We start from the raw sequence: 20160 nt of genomic DNA, 5'->3' as shown, positions 1-20160 counted from the left end.
GCCGGGCGGACCTTCGGCTCCGGGAGCGGAGCCCCCGCGTCGTCCGCGACGACACGCGCCACCGCGACCGGAGCCGGGGCCGCGGCCGGCGCCCCGGCCGTGGCGAGCGCCCGGGCGGCGGGCGGTGGCTCCCCGCACGCCCCCGCCCACACCCCCGCCTCCCCCGTGCCCGGGACCCCGCCCAAGCCGCCCGCCAGGGCGCCGCTGACGGACGTGGTGCCGCGGCGCACGCTCGTGATCATCGCGGTGGCGGTCGTGCTCGCCGTGCTCGGCACGGTGCTCGCCTTCGCGCTCAGCGGCGACGGGGACGGCAAGGGCAAGGGCGGCGACACGGCGGCGTCCAGCGGCGCGACCGCGGGCGGCGACGGCAAGGACAAGGGCTCCGGCGAGGACGGGAAGTCCGGCGGCACGGGCACGGACGACGGCAGGGGCGGCCAAGGCCAGGACTCCGGCAAAGACCCCGGCAAGGACTCCGGAAAGGACTCCGGAAAGGACTCCGGCAAGGGCGACGGCAAGGACGACGGCTCCGGCCAGGGCGCGCCCATAGGCGGCGGCGACAAGGGCAAGGACGACGGCGCCGCCACGACGCACAAGCACCCGCAGGGCTTCGCGATCGGCCTGCCCCAGGGCTGGCGGTACGCGTCGACGGACCGGGCGGGCGCGCGGTTCACCGGGCCGGACGGCCAGAAGCTGCTCGTCGGCTGGACCACGATGCCCAAGGACGACCCGGTGGCGGACTGGAAGAACCAGGAGTCGGCCATGCGCCGGGCGGAGTACAAGCGGCTCCGCATAGAGAAGGTGGGCTTCCGCGGCTGGAACACGGCCGACTGGGAGTTCACCTACGTCGACGGAGGCACCCGGTACCGCACGGTCGACCGCGGCTTCGTGGTGAACGGCGGCCTCGGCTACGGCCTGATGTACACGGCGAAGGCCGACGACTGGGACAGCGACCGGCGCCGGGACACCTGGGGGACGTTCACGCGGACGTTCCAGCCCAAGAAGTGACACGCCGGACCTGACACCGCGGAGGCGGCGTCGAACCCGCGAGCGAACCGGTGAGATCTGGCATCCCGTCAATACCGTCGGGCCGAGAGACGTATCGTGAGTGCTTGCGGAGGGTAAGCAGCCGCAACGAGCCGTAAAACGAACGGATTTGACCACCGGGCGGTTGGGGGAGGCATCGTGGAGGACTATGCGGGACGGGTACTCGCCGACCGCTACCGCCTGCCGCTGCCGCCGGCCGAAGCGTACGAGTTCGCCGAGACCCGCGCCTTCGACACCTACAGCGGCCAGGAAGTCCTGGTCAGGCAGGTGCCGTTGCCCGAGGTCGTCGAGGCGGAGGTGGTCGGCGACGAGGGCTTCGGCGACGGCGACCTGAGCGACGTGCTGCCGGGCGGGCTGCCCGACGGGTTCAGGAGCGCGGGCTCCGCGGCGCGGGGCGCGCGCGGGGAGCGGAGCGCGGGCGCGCGGGCCACCCGCAGGCCGAGCGATCCGGCGGTGCGCCGGGCCATCGAGGCGGCGCAGGCCGCCGCGCGGGTCCCCGACCATCCGCGCCTGGACCAGGTCTTCGACGTGTTCGCGGAGGACGGCTCGCTGTGGATAGTCAGTGAGCTGGTGGCCGCCCGGCCGCTCGTGGCGCTGCTCGCCGACAAGCCGCTGAACCCGTTCCGCGCGGCGGAGGTGGCCGCCGACGTCGTCACCGCGCTGCGGGTGCTGCACGCCCACGGCTGGGTCCACCGGAACATCACCGCGCGCACGGTCCTCGTCTGCGACGACGGGCGCGTGCTCCTCACGGGCCTGGCCGCGGGCGCGGCCGAGGAGGCGCTGTGCGGGTACGACCCGCGGCCCGAGGGGGAGGACTTCTCGGGCTTCGCCGAGGCCCCCGCCGTGGAGCACGAGGACGCCCCGGAGGCCCGGGACGCCCTGGAGGCTCCGGGGGCGCGGGCCGCGGCGCCCCACCGCGAGCCGGAGGAGGGTGACGCGCCCGCCCGCGAGTACGGGAACCGCCCCGCGCCCGGGACCCGGACCGACGCCCAGGCCGACTACGAGGCCGACCTGCGGGCCGCGCGCGCCGGGGCCATCGCCGCGTACCGCGCGGGCGCGGCCCGGGCCGCCACCCGCGTGACCGGCCCGGACGCCGCGGTGGACGTCGACCGGGGCCCCGGGGACGCCGAGGCCGGCCGCATCACCGACCCGTACGGCGTCCGGGGCAACCCCTACGGCGCCCGGGAGAACGTCCGGGAGAACGCCCGGGAGAAGAGGCCCTGGCACGGCGCCGTGCCGCGTACCGAAGTGCCCGCGCAGGGCGGCGCGCACCACCCCCACCTGACCAAGCAGACCCCGCCGGGACACCGCGCGCGCCACGACGAGGCGTACGACCGCGGCGACCGGCCCGTGTTCGAGCACGGCGACCCGTACGCGCACGAGCGCGAGCGGGACGACGCGTACGGGACGGCGGCCGGCGGGCACGGGCCCGACGAGGCGTACGGGGCGGCCGGCGGACATGGACCCGACGAGGCGTACGACGACGGCTACGACGCCTACGACGGCTACGGAACGGACGGCGGGCCCGAGGCGGGTGCCGGGGAGCCCTACGGCGCCGCCGAGGGCGGCGGCCCCGCGCGCGAGGGCGGCTGGGGCGACCCCGCCGAGGGGCGCGCCCGGCGTGGCCCGGCCACCGCGCTCGCCGCCGAGCGGGCCCGGCACGCGCGCATGACCGTGGTCGGTCCTGTCACCGAGCGCTGGGCCCCCGAGCAGGCCGGGCCGGTGCACGAGAACTGGCAGCTCGCCGCGCCCATCGGACCCGCCACCGACCTGTGGGCGCTGGGCGCGCTGCTCTTCCGCGCCGTGCAGGGGCACGCCCCGTACCCGGAGGAGTCCACCGCCGATCTTGTGCAGTTGGTGTGCGCGGAGCCGCCCGCGTTCGCCGAGGAGTGCGGGCCGCTGCGGCCCGTCGTGGAGTCGCTGCTGCGTCAGGACCCGACCGAGCGCATCGACTTCGAGGAGCTGAGCGGCTGGCTGCGCTCCCTGGTGCGGTCCGCGCCCGAGCCGGACGCGGGCGTGCACGTGGTCCCGGCGCCGCCCTACGACGGCGGCAGGCTGCCCGTCGTGCGCCGCCGGGGCGAGGTCGTGCGCAAGCGGCGCGCGCCCGCGCCGGTCGCCACGGGCGGCGGCCACGGCCGCCACAAGCGCGGCCGGGACACCAAGCCGGTGCGGGTGCCGCGCCCGGAGCGGACGGCGCGTCCCGCGCGCGGGCCGCGGTCGCTCGGCCGCGTGCTGCTCCTGGTGATACTGGCGGGGCTGGTGGCGGCGGTCGCGTACGCGCTGCTGTTCATGCCGAAGGCCGACGAGAACGAGGGCGCGGGGCGCACCGGGAACGCGGGGCGGACCAGCGCCGCTCCGGGCGGCGGGCCCGCCGGGGACGACCGGCCGGACGAGGACGGGAAGCCGGGCGGGGACCAGGGCCAGGAGGAGGGTGCGAGCCCGCGGGAGAGCCCGGACGGCGGCGCGTCCCCCGGTTCGCAGGAGCCGCAGACCACCGCGCCCGACCTGGAGCCCGGCTTCGCGCTCCGCAAGGACGCGGAGGGCTTCCGCGTCGCCGTGGCCAGCGGCTGGGACCGGCAGCCCAAGAACGGCCGGGGCCAGGTCCTGTACACGCACGGCAAGTTCGAGCTGCTCGTCGTGCCGGGCCGGGACAGCACCGGGGACTTCGGCACGGACCCGATGAAGTACCAGAAGGAGGACGAGCGCGAGCTCCAGCCGTTCCGCGACTCGTCCTGGGCCACGTCCAGCGGGATGCGCCGGGTCGACGTGGGCGGCCGCGCCATGGCGGAGGGCCAGTTCACCTGGCAGGGCCCGGACGGCACCGAGGTCTTCGTCCGCAACCTGGCGCTGATCGTGGACGGCGCGTACCACGTGGTGCAGGTCCGCGGCCCGGAGGCCGAGCGGGACGAGGTGGACCGGCTGTACGAGCAGGCGGCGAAGTCCTACCAGGCCGTCAGGTGACGTACGGGACATGAGCCGGAGTGCCAGCACGCCTGGCGCGCCGGGCCCCCGCTGACCCCCGCGTCCGGGCCGCCCGCGCCTGCCCGGCCCCGGATGCCGCTCGGACCGGAACCGTCCCGCATCCGGAAGTAGTCACTCCATACGTGGTGAAAGTATGGAAGGACGGCGACGAAAGCCTGGGAAACCGGTGCCGCGTCCGTCTCGGCGCGCTCTCCGCGGACCCCACCCGTTCCGCGCGCCCCCGTGCCTCCTTACCCTTGGCTCTGTCAAGATCCTGGGCCCTGTCAAGACCAACTGCGGGGGAACGTGAATCACATGCAGGGCCTGCTCCTCGCCGGCCGCTACCGGCTCGGTGAGTCCATCGGCACCGGCGGCATGGGGCGGGTGTGGCGCGCGCGGGACGAGGTGCTCCACCGGGCCGTCGCCGTCAAGGAGCTGACGGCCGCCCAGTGGGTGCAGGAGGCCGACCGCGCGGTCCTGCTGACCCGTACGCAGACGGAGGCCCGCGCCCAGGCGCAGATCAACCACTCGGCGGTCGTCACCGTCCACGACGTCCTGGAGTACGACGACCGGCCGTGGATCGTGATGGAGCTGGTCGAGGGGTGTTCGCTCGCCGACGCCGTCAAGGAGCGCGGCCGCCTGGAGGCGCGCGAGGCCGCCCGGATCGGCCTGTGGGTGCTGCGCGCCCTGCGCGCCGCCCACGCGGCCGGGGTGCTGCACCGCGACGTCAAGCCGGGCAACGTGCTCCTGTCGGACGACGGCCGGGTGCTCCTGACCGACTTCGGGATCGCCGCGATCGAGGGCGACAAGACCATCACGCGCACCGGCGAAGTGGTGGGCTCCGTCGACTACCTGGCGCCCGAGCGGGTCAGCGGCGCCAACCCGGGCCCCGCGTCCGACCTGTGGGCGCTCGGCGCGACGCTGTACACGGCGGTCGAGGGCAGTTCGCCGTTCCGGCGCACCTCGCCGCTCGGCACCATGCAGGCCGTGGTGACGGAGGAGCCCGCCCCGCCCGCGCACGCGGACGCCCTCACGCCCGTCATCGCCGCCCTGCTGCGCAAGGACCCGCACGCGCGGCCGAGCGTGGACGAGGCGGAGCAGATGCTGGCGGAGGCCGCGGAGGGGCGGCGCCCCAGCGCGGCCCAGGCGTACGTCCCCGCGCGGACCGCCCGGCAGCCGGCCCCGCCCACCGCCGAGCGGACCACGGCCGTGCCCGGCCCCGGCCTGCCCCCCGCCCCCGGGTACGGGCGCGGGCGGTGGGTCCGGCGGCTCGCCCTGGTGGCCGCGGCGGCGCTGCTCGGCGGCGGCGGGGTGTTCGGCTACCTCCAGTACGGCGGCGACGGGGACGGCGGCACGCGGGCGACGGCCGGTGAGCGGACCGACGGCAAGGGCGGCGACAAGAACGGCGGCGAGGACGGCGGCAAGGTCGTCGGCGGGATCCCCGCGGACTGGGTGCGCGTGCGGGACGCGGAGGGCTTCAGCCTGATGCTGCCCAAGGGCTGGACCCGGCGGGTGGACGGCAGCCAGATCGACTACACGCCCGACAACGGCCGCCACTTCGTCCGCATCGGCGTCGACCGCAGCCCGGACTTCGACACCCCCTACGCCCACCAGCTCGCCATGGAGCGGCAGCTCAAGCTGCCCGGCTACCGGCGGCTGCACCTCAACTCCAACACGTTCCGCGACGGCCCCGGCGCCCTGTGGGAGTTCAGTTGGACGGCGGGGTCCAACGACACCACCAAGGGCCCCCGGCACGCCATCGAGCAGGCGTACATCAGCCAGGACGGCGTCGAGTACGTCATCTACATGTCGGCTCCCGAGGACAGCTGGGAGAAGACGCGGCAACAGTTCGACGCGGTGCTGCGCGGCTGGCGGGACTGACGCGCCCCGCCGCGTACGGGGTGCGGGGCCGGCGCGCCTGCCGCGTACGGAGGGAAGCCGGCGCGCCCGCCGCGTACGGGGCGCGGTCCGGGCACGCCCCGTCCCCCTGGCCTGAACCGACGCCTGTCTCCCCCGCGGGCGGCCTGAACTGGCCGGTCCCGGGCATCGCCCGCGGTCAGGCGGATCGAGGGCCACACCTCTGGGGCATGATGGCCGCATGGGGAGCCTGGGTGACAGCACCCGTGTGATCGCCGGTCGTTACCGCCTGGAAGCGCGGCTCGACCGCGGCGGCATGGGCGTCGTGTGGCGGGCGACCGACCAGCTCCTCGGCCGCCGGGTGGCCGTCAAGGAGCTCGCGGTCGACGAGACGCTCTCCGAGGCGGAGGCCGCCCGGCAGCGCGAGCGCACCCTGCGCGAGGCCCGGGCGGTGGCCCGGCTGCAGCACCCGCACATCGTGGTCGTGCACGACGTGGTCCTCCACGACGGCCAGCCGTACATCGTCATGGAGTACGTCGAGGGCGTCTCGCTCGCGCGGCGCATCGCGCGCTCCGGGCCGCTCGGCCCGCACGCGGCCGCCCGCGTGGGCCTCGACCTGCTCGGCGCGCTGCGCACCGCGCACGCCGCCGGGATCCTGCACCGCGACCTCAAGCCCGCGAACGTCCTCATCGAGGAGGCCACCGGGCGCGTCGTCCTGACGGACTTCGGCATCGCGCGGGTCAGCGGCGCGACCACGCTCACCGAGCGCGGGACGTTCGTCGGCTCGCCCGAGTACACCGCGCCGGAGCGCATGTCCGGCGAGCGCACCGGCCCCGCGTCCGACCTGTGGTCGCTCGGGGCGCTGCTCGTCGCGGCGGTCAGCGGTGAGTCGCCGTTCCGCCGGGACTCCATCGGCGGGGTGCTGCACGCCGTCGTGTTCGACGAGATCCACCCGCCGCCCGCCGCCGCACCCCTGGCGCCCGTCGTCCTCGGCCTGCTCGAACGCGACCCGGAGCGGCGGCTCGACGCGGCCGCGGCGGAGGAGCTGCTGCGGGCGTACGTCCTCACCGGCACGATGCCCGGGTCCCCCGGCGACCGGCCGGGGACGGGGCTGCTGCCCGCCGCGTTACGGCCGGGGCGGCACCCGCCCGCCCCGCGTGACCTGCCCCGATACCCGCGCACCAGGGCCACGGTGCTGCTGCCGCTGCCGGACGACCCGTACCGGCCGGGGCCGCCGGCCCGGTTCTCCCGGCTGAACCGCCGGCAGGGCCGCGCCGTCCTGGTGGCCGCCGCGCTCGTCGCCGCCGTCGCGGTGGGCGCGGTCTCGGCCGCCGCGCTGCTGCTCGGCCGGGACGGCGACGGGGGCGCCCGGAACCCGCCCAGCTCGGCCTCCCAGAACGGCACCGGACCGGACACCGGCGCCCCGCGCCCCACGGCGACCTCGACGGTCACCAAGACCCCGGACTCGCCCCGGCCCTCCACCCCGGACCCGCCGGGCGGCTACCGCCTGGCGAAGGACCCGCGCGGCTTCGCCCTCGCCGTCCCGGAGGGCTACCGGCGGACCGCGGAGGGCCCGAGCGTCTTCTACAGCTCCCCGGACGGCGGCCTCCGCATCGGCATCAAGTCCGCCGAGCCGGTGCCCGGGGGCCCGCTCGCCGCCCAGCGCCGCGCGCACGCCCAGGGGCCCGCGCTGACCCCCGGCTACCGCGACGGCCAGGTCACCGAGACCACGCGCAACGGCCGCCCGGCCGCGCTGTGGCAGTTCACCTGGGACGCCTCCGAGGGGGCGGACGGCGCGCGGCGCACGTTCGACCTGTGCTGGGTGGAGGGCGGGCGGATGTACGACGTGTGGATGTCGGCGCCGCTGGCCGAGGCGCCGGGGGCGCGGCGGCACTTCGACACGGCGGTGGACACGTTCGTACGCCGTTGACAGGGTGCCGTTGACGGGTTGCCGTTGGCAGGGTGCCGTTGACCGGTCGCCGTCGGCAGGGTGCGGCACGCGGCCTCCGCCGGCGTGGAACCCGGGCCGCGGGCGCGCGTTTCCCGGCCCGTGCGCGCGTGGTTCCCGGCCCGTGCATCACCCCGGTCACAAGTGCGTGACCCGGCTGGAATCAGACACGCTCGGCACGGTACTGATGGGTCCATGAGTAACGACGGGGGAGCCTCCTACAGCCCGAACGACGTCACCAGCTACGGGCTTCAGCCTCCGCGCCCGCCGGAGCGGGACGCCACACCGGACCCGGACCCGCCGTCCCCGGCCCCGACCGGGCCCCCGGCCCCGACGCAGGCGGTGCCGAACCAGCCGCACCCGCCGAACCACCCGCACCCGCCGAACCAGGCGAACCAGGGGAACCAGCCGCCCCACGCGCCCCGTTCGGCGGAGCCCGGCGCCGGCAGGCTCGTCGGTGGCCGGTACCGGCTGCTCGCCAAGCTCGGCCACGGCGGCATGGGCACGGTCTGGCGGGCGAAGGACGAGACCGTGGACCGCGAGGTCGCCGTCAAGGAGCCGCGCGTCCCCGACCACGTGCCCGAGCGCGAACGCGCCAACGCCTTCGAGCGGATGCGCCGCGAGGCCCGCGCCGCCGCCCGCCTCGACCACCCGGCCGTGGTGAACGTCCACGACGTCGTGTTCGAGGACGGTCGGCCGTGGATCGTCATGGAGTTCGTACGCGGCCGCTCGCTCGGCGCGGCCCTGCGCGAGGGCACGCTCGGCGCCCGCGACGCGGCGCGCGTCGGCCTGGAGGTGCTCGGCGCCCTGGAGGCCGCGCACGCGGCGGGCATCCTGCACCGCGACGTGAAGCCGGACAACGTCATGCTCGGCGACCACGACCGGGTCGTGCTCACCGACTTCGGCATCGCCCAGATCGAGGGCGAGACGAACCTGACGGACACCGGCGGCTTCGTCGGCTCCCCCGAGTTCATCGCCCCGGAGCGCGTCCTCGGCCAGCGGCCGGGCCCCGCCTCCGACCTCTGGTCGCTCGGTGTCGTCCTGTACGCGGCGACCGAGGGGGTCTCGCCGTTCCGGCGCAGCAACACGCCCGCGACGCTCCAGTCGGTCCTCAACGCCACGCCCGCGGCGCCCGCCTCCGCCCAGGGTCCGCTGGCCGAGGCCATCAACGGCCTGCTGCACAAGGACCCGGCCCACCGTCCGGGCGCCGCGCGGGTGCGCGCCCTCCTCGAAGAGGCCGCCAGGCCGCCGGAGCCGCCGCCCACGCGGGTGGTGACCGTCGCGGGGGACCCCGCGCCGCGCGGCAAGGGCGTGTTCCTCGGCCGCAGGGCGCTCGCGGCCGTCGGCGGGGTGCTGGCCGCGGTGGTGGCGGCGGGGGTGCTCGTGGCGCTCGACCCGTTCGGCGGCTCCTCCGACGGCGGGGACTGGAAGCGGAAGACGGCCAAGGAACTCGGCGCCTCGGTGTCGGTGCCCAAGGGGTACGCCACCTGGGGCCCCTCCGCACCGGCTCCGAAGGAGCACTGGGTCTCGTACCGGGACTCCAGCGGTGCGATCACGGTGACGCTGGGGCTGGACAAGAAGGCCGAGGACGACCTGAAGTACATCGCGGCCACCTCCATGGCCGAGGCGTACGAGGACATGAAGGCCCTGGACGAGGGAAGCTCGGTGTTCGGCTCGTCGCTGAGCCCGGACTCGCTGCGGCCCGGCAGGAAGACCACGCAGGGCGAGTACAAGGGCAACCAGTCCGCGGAGAACCTGATCCCGTACACCAACAAGGAGAGCGAGGTGGAGTACCCGCGCGAGGCCAGGATCTTCTACTACCGGACGACGTCCGGCGACATGTACAAGCTGTGGATCGACTACCCGGCCAAGAGCGACTTCACCGAGCGGGGCCGCGAGGTGGCGAGGAAGGCCATCGACAGCCTGGAGATCGACAAGCCCTGACGCCGGAGGTCCCCGCGCCCCTCGTGGGGTGACGGGCGGTCACAGGGTGATCACCGGACTGGCCCCCGCCGACCCCCGCGCGGTACTCATGGCACATGAGTACTGACGGCGGACGGGTGATCGGGGGCCGGTACCGGCTCGTCGAGCGCATCGGCTCCGGGGGCATGGGCACGGTGTGGCGTGCCGTCGACGAACTGGTGGGCCGCGAGGTCGCCGTGAAGGAGCCGCGCCTGCCCGGCGACCCGCGGGACGAGGCGGGGCGGCGCGCGTACGCCCGTATCCGGCGTGAGGCGCGGGCCGCGGCGCGGGTCGAGCACCCGGCGGCCGTCGCCATCCACGACGTGGTCGTCGAGGACGACGAACAGCCGTGGATCGTCATGGAGTTGGTACGGGGCGAGTCGCTGCACGAGGTGCTCAAGCGCGGCGCGCTGGCGCCCGCCGAGGCCGCGCGCGTCGGCCTCGCGCTCGTCGGCGCGCTGGCGGCCGCGCACGCCAAGGGCATCGTCCACCGGGACGTGAAGCCCGCGAACGTGCTGCTCGGCGACCACGGCCGCGTCGTCCTGACCGACTTCGGCATCGCCCGCATCCAGGGCGAGGAGGCCCTCACGGTCAGCGGGGAGTTCGTCGGCTCGCTGGAGTTCGTCGCGCCCGAGCGGATGGCGTCCCCCGGCGCGGGCCCGGCCTCCGACCTGTGGTCGCTGGGGGTGCTGCTGTACGCGGCGGTGGAGGGCTCCTCGCCGTTCCGGCGCCCGACGCTGGAGTCGACCCTGGCGGCGGTGCTCTCGGCGGAGGTGCCGAGGCCGACGCGGGCGGGCGAGCTGACTCCCCTGATCGAGCGGCTGCTCGCCCGCGAGCCCGAGCGGCGCCCGTCCGCCCCGGAGGTCGCGGCGGCGCTGGCGGCGGTGGCGGCGGTGGCGGGGCGCGACCGGGCGGACGCGGCCGGTCCGGAGCCCGGCACCACGTCCACGTCCGCGGCCGGGGACGCCGCAGCCGCGCGGCCGGGGGACCGTACGTCTGCGCGGGCCGGGGACTCCGCCGCCCGGCCGGAGGGCGACACGGCCCCCGTGCCCGAGGAGGCCACCGCCGCGCAGCCGCGGGAGGAGCCCGGGGACACCGCGGCCACGCGGTCGCAGGACCGCGCCCCCCTCCACCGGCGCGTCCAGCCCCTGGTCACCGCCGCCCTGGTCGGCGCGCTCCTCGTCGGCGGCGGCGTCTGGCTCGGCACCTCCGTCGGCGGAGGCGGCGACGGGGGAGACGGCGGGGAGGCGGAGGCCGTCGAGGCCGGGGGCTGGTCGAGCGGCGGGGACATCGAGGAGGGTGAGCCCGCTCCGCCCGGTTATCCCGAGCCGGACCCGCCGGCGTCGCCCTCGGCCGGCGGGCGCTGGAAGGTGCACAAGGAGGCGCGACTGGCGGCCGAGGTCGCCGTGCCCGCCTCGTACACCGAGGTGGTCCGCGACCGCGAGAACCCGCTCGTCGAGTACTCCGAGCCCGGCGGCCGGGTCTCCCTGCGGCTCACGAAGCCCGCCGGGGCGCCCGCCGCGAACGCCGTCGCCTGGGCGAACAAGGAGATGAAGTCGTACGAGTCACCGGCGTACCTGGAGGCCAACACCACCTCGGCCCCGACGCGCTTCCGCGGCCAGGACGCCGCCCTGCTCGACGCCACGTACAAGGAGGACGACGGCGACCCGGACCAGGCGGCCGCCATCCGCGAGATGCGGCTGCTTATCCTCACCGACGCCGGGGAGGCGTACGAACTCATGGTGCGGATGCCCAAGGGGGTCGCCGTCCTCGAGAAGCAGGGCACCGCTCTCTTCAAGGCCGCGCGGGACCGCCTCAAGGTCGGGAAGGCGGCGCTGGGTTCCGGCCAACGCCCCTGATCAGCGGCTTTGCTGCCAGCAGGCACTGGCGCGGTGGGGGAGGGCGCACGGGGTGGCGCGCGAGGCCGGTAAAAGCCTGTTACCCATGGGTACCCAAAGCGTCCGCCCCGGCATACGCTCACCGTCATGACGGACACGCAGGCCCCCGCGGCACCCCTCGGCACGAACCCGATCGCTCCGGCCCCGCGCGGCGCCCGCACCGCCGCCGACGTGGTCACGCCCGAGCTGGTCGCCCAGCTCTCCCGCGGTGTGCTCGGCTCGGGCCGGACGGCGAACCACACGCCGTTCACCGGCGAGAAGCTGGCCGACCTGCCCGCGTCCACGCCGCAGGACGTCGCCACCGCCTTCGAGCGGGCCCGCACCGCCCAGGTCGCGTGGGCGCGCACGCCGGTGCGGCAGCGCGCGGCGGTGCTGCTGCGCTTCCACGACCTGCTGCTCCAGCGCCAGGCCGAGGTGCTCGACCTGATACAGCTGGAGACCGGCAAGGCGCGGCTGCACGCGCATGAGGAGGTCCAGGCCGTCGCCGTCGCGGCCCGCCACTACGGCCGCCGCGCCGCCGCCTACCTGAACCCCAAGCGGCACACCGGTGTCGTACCGGTCCTGACCCAGGTCACCGAGGCGCGCCAGCCGCGCGGCGTCGTCGGGCAGATAGCGCCCTGGAACTACCCCCTCGAGCTGTCCGTGGGCGACGCGCTGCCCGCGCTCGTCGCGGGCAACGCGCTGGTGATGAAGCCGGACACGGAGACCGCCCTGACCGCCCTGTGGGCGCGGGACCTCATCGTCGAGGCCGGTTTGCCCTCCGAGGCCTTCCAAGTCGTGCTCGGCGACGGACCCGTCATCGGCCCGGAGGTCGTGGCCCACGCCGACTACGTCTCCTTCACCGGCTCCACGCGCACCGGCCGCGAGGTCGCCACGGGCGCCGCCGCCCGGCTCGTCGGCGTCTCCCTCGAACTCGGCGGCAAGAACGCCATGCTGGTCCTGCACGACGCCGACGTGGACAAGGCCGCCGCGGGCGCCGTCCGCGCCTGCTTCTCGTCCGCGGGCCAGCTCTGCATCTCGATCGAGCGGCTGTACGTGCACGAGTCGGTCGCGGACGCCTTCGTCGAGCGGTTCGCCGCCCGCACCAGGGCCCTGCGGCTCGGGCGCTCGCTCGCGTACGGGGCGGACATGGGCTCGCTGGTCGGCGAGCGGCAGTTGGAGACCACCCGGCGCCACGTCGACGAGGCCGTCGCCAAGGGCGCCACGCTCGTCGCGGGCGGCGTGGCCCGGCCCGACGTCGGCCCGTACTTCTACGAGCCGACCATCCTCGACGGCGTCGAGCCGCCCATGGCCGTGTGCACGGAGGAGACCTTCGGCCCGGTGGTCTCGGTCTACCGCTTCACCGACGAGAACGAGGTGGTGGAGCTCGCCAACGCGACGCCCTACGGCCTGAACTCCTCGGTCTGGACGAGGGACGGCAAGCGCGGCCGCGCCGTCGCCGCCCGCCTGCGCACGGGCACCGTCAACATCAACGAGGGCTACGCGCCCGCCTACGGCAGCGTGCAGTCCCCGATGGGCGGCATGAAGGACTCCGGCCTCGGCCGCCGCCACGGCTCCGAGGGCATACTCAAGTACACCGAGGCCCAGACCGTGGCCCACCAGCGGCTCCTCCCGCTGGCGCCGTCCCTCGGCATGGACGACGAGAGGTACGCGGCCCTCATGACGACGAGCCTGAAGGTGATGAAGGCGCTGCGCCTGCGCTGACGGGAGCGCCCCGGAGGCGGCGGGGCGAGACCCGTGCCGGGTACGGCAGCGCCCCGCAGGGGCGCGGGGAACCGCGCGACCAGCCACAGACAGCCCGCGGATGTCGAGGAGAGCCGATGCCACAGGAGAACTCCGTCCACAGCGAGGGCGGGGGGCACAGCGAGGGGTACGACTACGACGTCATCGTCGTGGGGTCCGGCTTCGGCGGCGCCGTATCGGCGCTGCGGCTCACGGAGAAGGGCTACCGCGTAGGCGTGCTGGAAGCGGGGCGCCGCTTCACGCGCGAGACGCTGCCGAAGAACTCCTGGGACCTGAAGAACTACCTCTGGGCCCCCGCGCTCGGCCTGTACGGCATCCAGCGCATCCACCTGCTCGGCAACGTGATGGTCCTGGCGGGCGCGGGCGTGGGCGGCGGGTCGCTGAACTACGCGAACACGCTCTACGTACCGCCTGCGGCGTTCTTCGAGGATCCGCAGTGGAAGGACATCACGGACTGGCAGGACGAGCTGCGTCCGTACTACGAGCAGGCCCAGCGCATGCTGGGCGTGCGGCTCAATCCGACGACCACTCCCTCCGACGTCCATCTCAAGGCGGCGGCCGAGGCCATGGGTGTGGGCGACAGCTTCCACATGGCTCCGGTGGGCATCTTCTTCGGTGACGGGCGGGACGCCACCGGTGAGTCAACGGCCGGCCCCGGCACCGAAGTTCCCGATCCGTACTTCGGCGGCGCCGGGCCGTCCCGGCGCGCCTGCAACGAGTGCGGCGAGTGCATGACGGGCTGCCGCCACGGCGCCAAGAACTCGCTGACGGAGAACTACCTGTACCTCGCCGAGAAGGCCGGAGCGGTCATCCACCCGATGACGACCGTCGTCGCCCTCACCGAGGACTCGCGCGGCGGCTACGCGCTGGCCACGCTGCCCACCGACAACCGGCGCAAGGGCAGGGGCCGCACGTTCCGGGCCCGCCGCGTCGTCCTCGCCGCCGGTACGTACGGCACGCAGACGCTGCTGCACCGGATGAAGGACAGCCATCTGCTGCCCCACCTGTCGCGGCGGCTCGGCGAGCTGACCCGTACCAACTCCGAGGCGCTGGTGGGCGCGCAGACCACCGACCGGCGCTACCGGCGGCGCCACCCCGGCCTGCTCGGCCCCGGCGGCCGCGTCGACTTCACCCGGGGCGTCGCCATCACCTCGTCGATCCACCCGAACGACACCACGCACATCGAGCCCGTCCGCTACGGCAAGAAGTCCAACGCGATGGGCAGCCTGACCGTGCTCCAGGTCCCGTACACCGTCAAGGGCGGCAAGGCGCGCGTCGCCGGCTGGTTCGCCAACACCGCCCGGCACCCGCTGCTCGCCCTGCGCTCCCTGTCGAACCGCCGCTGGTCGGAGCGGACCATCATCGGCCTGGTCATGCAGACGCTGGACAACTCGCTGACCACGTACCGCAAGGAGAAGGGCATAGGCAAGGGTCTCCTGACGGCCCGGCAGGGGCACGGCGCGCCCAATCCGGACCAGATCCCGGAGGCGACGCGCGCCGCGAGCCTCCTCGCGGCCGAGATCAACGGCTTCTCCGGCTCGAACGTCGGCGAGCTGATGGGCACCCCGCTGACCGCGCACTTCCTCGGCGGCTGCCCGATCGGCGACAGCCCGGAGACGGGCGTCATAGACCCGTACCACCGTCTGTACGGGCACCCGGGCATCTCCGTGGTCGACGGTTCGGCGGTGTCCGCGAACCTCGGCGTGAACCCCTCGCTGACGATCACCGCCCAGGCGGAGCGTGCCATGTCGTTCTGGCCCAACAAGGGGGACCCGGACCCGCGCCCGGCCCCGGGCGCGGCCTACGTCCGCCTCGCTCCGGTCGAGCCGCGGTCCCCGGCGGTCCCGGCGGACGCGTTCGGCGCGCTGCGGCTGCCGTTCCTGGGGGTGCCGGTGGTGCCGCCGAAGAAGGTGGCGGACGGGGCGGGGGAGCCTTCGGCGTAGGCCGTAGGGCCGTAGGGCGTAGGGCCGTAGGGCCGTAGGGGGGCGGCTGGGCCCGGCCCCGGCATGCGAAAGGACCTGCACCCCCCTCCGAGTGCAGGTCCTTCCCGTCTGTGGTGGTTCTCGTCTCAGACCCGCGCGCGTGTCGCCTCGCGTACCGTCCGAGCAGCCGTCACGCGGCGTCCGAGTGACCACGGCGGCGCACGATGAACACGGCGCCCGCGCCCACGGCGACCGCGACGCCGCCCACGACGCCGACGGCCGGCAGCACGCTGCTGGAGCCGGTCTCGGCGAGGCTGCCGGTGGGCGTGCCGGTGGGCGAGGTGTCGGTGAAGGTGTTGGTGGAGGTCCGCCTGATCTCCTTGGCGCCGCCCTGCGGCCTGGGGGCCGGCCTGTGCGTGCCCTCGGCCGGCTTCTCCTCGGCCTCACCGGGGTCCTCGTTGTCGCTGCCCGGCTCCAGGACCGTGAACTCGAAGAACGAGAACGAGCTGTGCTCACAGCCCAGTTCCGCGTCCGTGTAACCGCCGAGGCCGAGCGCGTAACCCGGCCCCGCCGGGGCCTTGGCGCTGATGTCGAGGCGCAGCTCCAGCTCGATCCGCTGGTCGGGGCCGAGCGTGGTCTTGTCGAAGTAACTGCCGTCCCCGGCCTCGTCGACGATCGACTTCCAGCCCTTGGCGGTGCGGTCGAAGTACTGGATGCGCGCGTACGTGCTCAGCCAGTCCTCGGCGTGCTCGCTGTCGGAGAAGTTGTCCGCGGCCACGAGCCAGTCGACGTCGCCGAGGTCCTCGTCGCCGCGGTTGGTCGCGGCCAGCGTGAACTCGTGCCAGCCGCTGCCCGCGACGATCTTCCCGGGCAGGCCGGTGACGCCGAGCTCCAACTGGCTGTCGAGGTCCTCGCCGGTGTCGTCGTCGACCTCGCAGGGCTCCGGCGAGGGGTCCTTTCCGCCGTCGTCCTCGGCCGGGGGCCTGCCGCCCTCGTCGCCGCCGGGCTTCTGACCGGGCTTCTCGCCGGGCTTTCCTCCCGGCTTGCCGCCGGGCTCGGTGCCCGGCTCTCCCGGCTTGCCGCCGGGCGTCCCGCCGGGTTCCTCGCCGGGCTTCTGCCCCGGCTTCTCGCCAGGGGTGTCGCCGGGGTTGTCACCGGGGTTGCCGCCGGGCTTCTGGGCGTCGCCGCCGGGCGTGCCCGGGTTGCCGGGGTTCGCGGGGTCGGCGGGGTCTCCGGGCGTGCCGGGGGCGCCGGGCTTGTCGGCAGGCTTCTCCGCCGGGTCCTCCGGGCCCGGCGCGGGCTCGCCGGGGGGTGCCGGGGTCTCGTTCGCCGTCGCTCCGGGCGTTGTGGTGCCGCCCTCGGTCGCGAGCGCGGCCGGGGCCGACAGCAGCGCGAGCGGGGCGAGAGCGGCGGTCGCGGCCGCTGTGGCCAGAGCACGGCGAAGCTTCATGAAGACCTCAGTGAGTCCGGCGTACCGCGCGTCACCGCGTGGCACGGAGCTGGAGGCCTCCGCGCGGGTTACGCGGAAGTGACCGTAGGTACGCATGCATGACCTGCGTCGCCTGTGAATGGTTGCACTCGAACTCACGGGAACTTTATGTGGCTTGAGTCACACCTGGAGAGGCTGGGGAGGACTGCTGCTTGTGCGGCCGTCGTACGGTGCCGTAGAACTTCCCCCGTTTGCAGACGAGATGAGGCCCGCTGCGGGGAGCAGGGCGGGGGAATGGGGGCACAGTGTCCGTGCAGTCACCGCGCGAACCCGACGACGAGGCGTCCATACCCGACGAGGTGTGGCGGAAGTTCGCCGAGGACAGCGAACGGGACATCCGCGCCTCGGCGCCCAAGGAGCCGTCCGCCCGGGCGCGCATGGTCGCCGAGCGGCTGCGCCGCCTGGACGAGGAGGAGGCGCGGCGGCAGGCCGAGGGCACGATCGGCCGCAAGCGCCGCAAGCGCAAGCAGGAGTCCGCCGAACCCTGGCGCCCCGCGGACTGGCGGGCCGCGCCCACCGGGCCGCAGCGTGCGGCGAGCCGGTCGGAGCGGTGGCGCCAGGTGCGCAGCGTGGTGATCGTGGGGGGCTGCATGATCCTCGCGATCCTGCTCCTGAGCCCGTACCGCTTCTGGGGCTGACGAGCCTCCCCTCTGCCGGGCCGGTCGCGGTGACCGTCTGCGGGACGGGTCGCGGTGGCCGTCTGCGGGTCGCCGCGGTGGCTGTCTGCGGGCCGCAAGAGCCGTCTTCGGGCCGCGGTGGCCGATTCCGTTCGGTGGCCGCTCCGTGGAACCACCCGTCGTGATCTTCAGTCGTAGTAGGGGTGCGGGTGACTCCGCGCGGCGCGGAAAGGGCTCATTCCGCTCATTCCGCGAGAACGTGCAAGGTGAAAGCAGGGGGAACGTGAGAACTGTCGTGACGCGTGGCGTGGTCGCGGCCTCGGTCGTGGCGGCCCTGGGGCTGACGGCGGCGTGCGGCGGGGGCGACGGCGGTGACGGTGACGGCCGCGACGGGAACGGCCGCGACGGCGGTACGTCGTCCACCGCGCAGGCGAAGCCGAGGGGTTCGGACGGCGGCGACGACGCGGCGGGACCGGCTCCAGAGGCCCTGACCGCGGGCGACCTGGCGAAGGCGGGCCTGAAGCACCACACGGTGTCGCCGCGCAAGCCGTCCGCACAGGACACCGCGTCGGCGAAGGCCCCGGCATCCCCGGCCGCCTGCGCCCCGCTCGCGGACCTGCTGGCCCCGGTGGCCCCGCCGGGAGCGACGGCCCGCACCGGCCGAGAAGTGACGGCCAAGGGCGCGTACCCCTCGGCGACGACCGTCGAGCTGTACGCGTACGACACCCCCGGCGATGCCGCCAGGGCGCTGAAGAGCCTGCGTACCGCGGCGGGGTCCGAGCGGTGCGCCACGTTCCGCAAGGGCGAGTGGCGCCACTCGGGCACCACGGCGCGGCCCGCGCCGGACAAGGGCGACGAGGCGGTCTCCTACCGGCTCGGCCGCCGCGTGGACCGCTACGTGCAGCGTGTGGCCGTCACGGTCGTCCGCCAGGGTTCGACGCTGGCGTCCTTCTCCGCGACGAACCTCTACGACCCGGAGAGCGTGGCCAGGAACGAGGAGAGCCGTGACGGCGGGTACGAGGGCCCGTCGTCGGCGGACAAGGCGGACGCGGAGCCGAAGGTCCCGGCGGCGGTGATCGACGCGCAGCTCGCCGCGCTGAAGTGAGCGGGCGGCATCGCCGGGGGTGTCGTAGGGCGGTGACTGCTGGAGGCGGTGGCTGCCGGGCGCCGCGGGAGGTGGCCGCCGGACGAGCGAAGGGCCCCGCGGGACGGATCCGCGGGGCCCTTGGCTGTCAGCACCGACGTCAGGGCAGCGTCGGTGCTTCGGCGCGGCGCCGGGGGGAGTACGCCGCTGGCTCGTGTACGCCGGTGGCCGCCCCGGCGCTCAAGGGGAGCGCGTCTGGTTTAGACCAATGGCAATGGAGTTCTGAGGTACGGGGCTTTTCGCGTGCCCTGTCAGCATCGTGAAGGATGGCTGGTTCTTCGCGCAACCGTTTCGACTACATCTATGTGCGCCCGAGGGGAACACCCGGACGAGGGAGCTGGGGCCGGTCGGCCCCGGGCGTCCCCGGAGCCGACCGTTCCCTGGGTGACCGGGCTGCTGTCCCCTGCCGTCCGGTCACAACCCTGGGGCGAGGTCCCACGGCGTACGCGATCCCGTACGCCTCATCGCCCCAGCGGAGCCACGCGTGGTTCTTGCGGCCCGCCCCTGGCTGGCACGGACACCGGGACCAACGAAGCCCGTCGGGAACCGGTCACGCGCCGTACGGGTGAGAGGCCGCCCGAACTCAGGTCCGTGGCGCAGCGGTTCCGCGCGCGCACGTGCGTCGCGCGGGGCTCCGTCCGCCGGGGCTTTGTGGGGCTTCGCAGGGCTTGCCGGTGCTGACCGGTGCTTCCAGGGGCGTTGCGGAGCTTCGCGGGGGCGGGCGCCTCGGCCGGGGTGGGACCCCGGGTCAGACGCGGCCTCGGCACAGCTCCAGGAGCGTCATCGCGAGCGCGGTGCCGGGCTTGCCGAGCGCGTCCCGGTAGTGGCTGAGAATCTCCATCTCGCGCGTCAGGTTCACCCGGCGCCCGCCGGAGCCGATGCGGGCCTCCTGGATCACCGCGGAGACCGCCATCCGCTCCTGGACCAGACCAATGATCCGGTCGTCGAGCGCGTCGATCCGCTCACGGGCACCGCCGATCAGCTCGGCGGCCTCCGGAGTACGGGCGCCGGTCCGCTCGGCGGGCGTGGTGGAGGGGGCGGCGGCTGCCGGGGCGGTAGCCGCGGTGTGCTGTGCGGCGGTGGTCATGGCCATGGTGGGCTCCTCGCGAATGGTGGCGGGCGGAGCGCTCCGGGACGACAGGACCGGGAACGACAGAACGCCCCGGGCCTTACGGCCCGGGGCGCCTGGAAAGTCGCTTGTCAGGAGATCAAGCAGCTCGACCATGGCAGCCGGCGGGCCGGTTGCCATAGGTAAAGAGGAAGCCGAGGTGCTTGTTCACGAACCCAGTATGCCCCGACACGCGCGTGCCGGGTCAATCCGGGGCGGGGGTGGGCTCGCATGGTGAGACGGGGTGTGACGGGAGGTGGTGAGCGGGGTGGTGTGTGTGAGAGGCGGTGTGGGCGGGGTGGTGTTGAGCGAGGTGGTGTGGATGAAGGTGGGGGGGCGGCATGTGGGGCGTGGCGCGTGGTGACACGGGGGAGAGCGGGCGGCGGGCCCGAGCCCGGGCCCGGCTTCCGTCCCGGCTGGGCCCGGGATGGGTCTAGCCCGACCTCGGCGCCGGGTCCGGGCCCACC

At 74.9% G+C, this 20160-nt stretch carries 11 protein-coding genes and 1 pseudogene; 10 read left to right on the top strand and 2 right to left on the bottom strand.

All coding sequences use genetic code 11. The features are described 5' to 3' along the window. From QK440_RS29345 to QK440_RS29310, 8 genes and pseudogenes are all read left to right on the top strand, one after another. A pseudogene (locus QK440_RS29345) lies at positions 1–1005 on the top strand (serine/threonine protein kinase); the annotation flags it as partial. 177 nt (positions 1006–1182) lie between these two features. After that, complete coding sequence (locus QK440_RS29340; protein WP_282796253.1) at positions 1183–4005, top strand: protein kinase; 2823 nt, start codon at positions 1183–1185, stop codon at positions 4003–4005. Between the two features lie 315 nt (positions 4006–4320). After that, the gene (locus tag QK440_RS29335; protein WP_282796252.1) at positions 4321–5886 is read left to right on the top strand and encodes a serine/threonine-protein kinase; all 1566 of its coding nucleotides are present in this window, start codon (positions 4321–4323) and stop codon (positions 5884–5886) included. Positions 5887–6103: 217 nt separating this feature from the next. After that, positions 6104–7792, top strand: coding sequence for a serine/threonine protein kinase (locus tag QK440_RS29330; RefSeq protein ID WP_282796251.1), 1689 nt, complete (start codon positions 6104–6106; stop codon positions 7790–7792). Between the two features lie 213 nt (positions 7793–8005). Then, complete coding sequence (locus QK440_RS29325) at positions 8006–9754, top strand: serine/threonine-protein kinase (RefSeq protein ID WP_282796250.1); 1749 nt, start codon at positions 8006–8008, stop codon at positions 9752–9754. A gap of 95 nt (positions 9755–9849) precedes the next feature. Then, positions 9850–11631, top strand: coding sequence for a serine/threonine-protein kinase (locus QK440_RS29320; protein ID WP_282796249.1), 1782 nt, complete (start codon positions 9850–9852; stop codon positions 11629–11631). Positions 11632–11757: 126 nt separating this feature from the next. Further along, positions 11758–13374 carry a succinic semialdehyde dehydrogenase gene (locus tag QK440_RS29315; protein ID WP_282796248.1) on the top strand — a complete coding sequence of 539 codons (1617 nt, stop codon included), beginning with the start codon at positions 11758–11760 and terminating at the stop codon, positions 13372–13374. 116 nt (positions 13375–13490) lie between these two features. Then, a complete protein-coding gene (locus QK440_RS29310) occupies positions 13491–15356 on the top strand; it encodes a GMC family oxidoreductase (protein ID WP_282796247.1) in 1866 nt (621 codons plus the stop codon). Positions 15357–15525: 169 nt separating this feature from the next. Here QK440_RS29310 and QK440_RS29305 read toward each other — a convergent pair whose 3' ends face one another. Next, positions 15526–16785: a hypothetical protein gene (locus QK440_RS29305; protein ID WP_282796246.1), complete on the bottom strand. Its 1260-nt coding sequence runs from the start codon at positions 16783–16785 to the stop codon at positions 15526–15528. Positions 16786–17075: 290 nt separating this feature from the next. Between QK440_RS29305 and QK440_RS29300 the strand changes: the two genes are divergently transcribed. Both QK440_RS29300 and QK440_RS29295 read left to right on the top strand, forming a co-directional pair. After that, positions 17076–17462, top strand: coding sequence for a hypothetical protein (locus tag QK440_RS29300; protein ID WP_282796245.1), 387 nt, complete (start codon positions 17076–17078; stop codon positions 17460–17462). A gap of 262 nt (positions 17463–17724) precedes the next feature. Further along, positions 17725–18546, top strand: coding sequence for a hypothetical protein (locus tag QK440_RS29295; RefSeq protein ID WP_282796244.1), 822 nt, complete (start codon positions 17725–17727; stop codon positions 18544–18546). Between the two features lie 787 nt (positions 18547–19333). On the opposite strand, the gene QK440_RS29290 is transcribed toward QK440_RS29295, so the two are convergent. Then, positions 19334–19672, bottom strand: a complete 339-nt coding sequence (locus tag QK440_RS29290) for a chorismate mutase (RefSeq protein WP_282796254.1) — start codon at positions 19670–19672, stop codon at positions 19334–19336. Between the last annotated feature and the right edge of the window lie 488 nt (positions 19673–20160).

The sequence above is a fragment of the Streptomyces sp. CC224B genome, from assembly GCF_030010595.1.
GTDB lineage: Bacteria > Actinomycetota > Actinomycetes > Streptomycetales > Streptomycetaceae > Streptomyces > Streptomyces longispororuber.
Note: the sequence above shows the minus strand (reverse complement) of the source record. Positions and strands in the feature narration are given on the sequence as shown.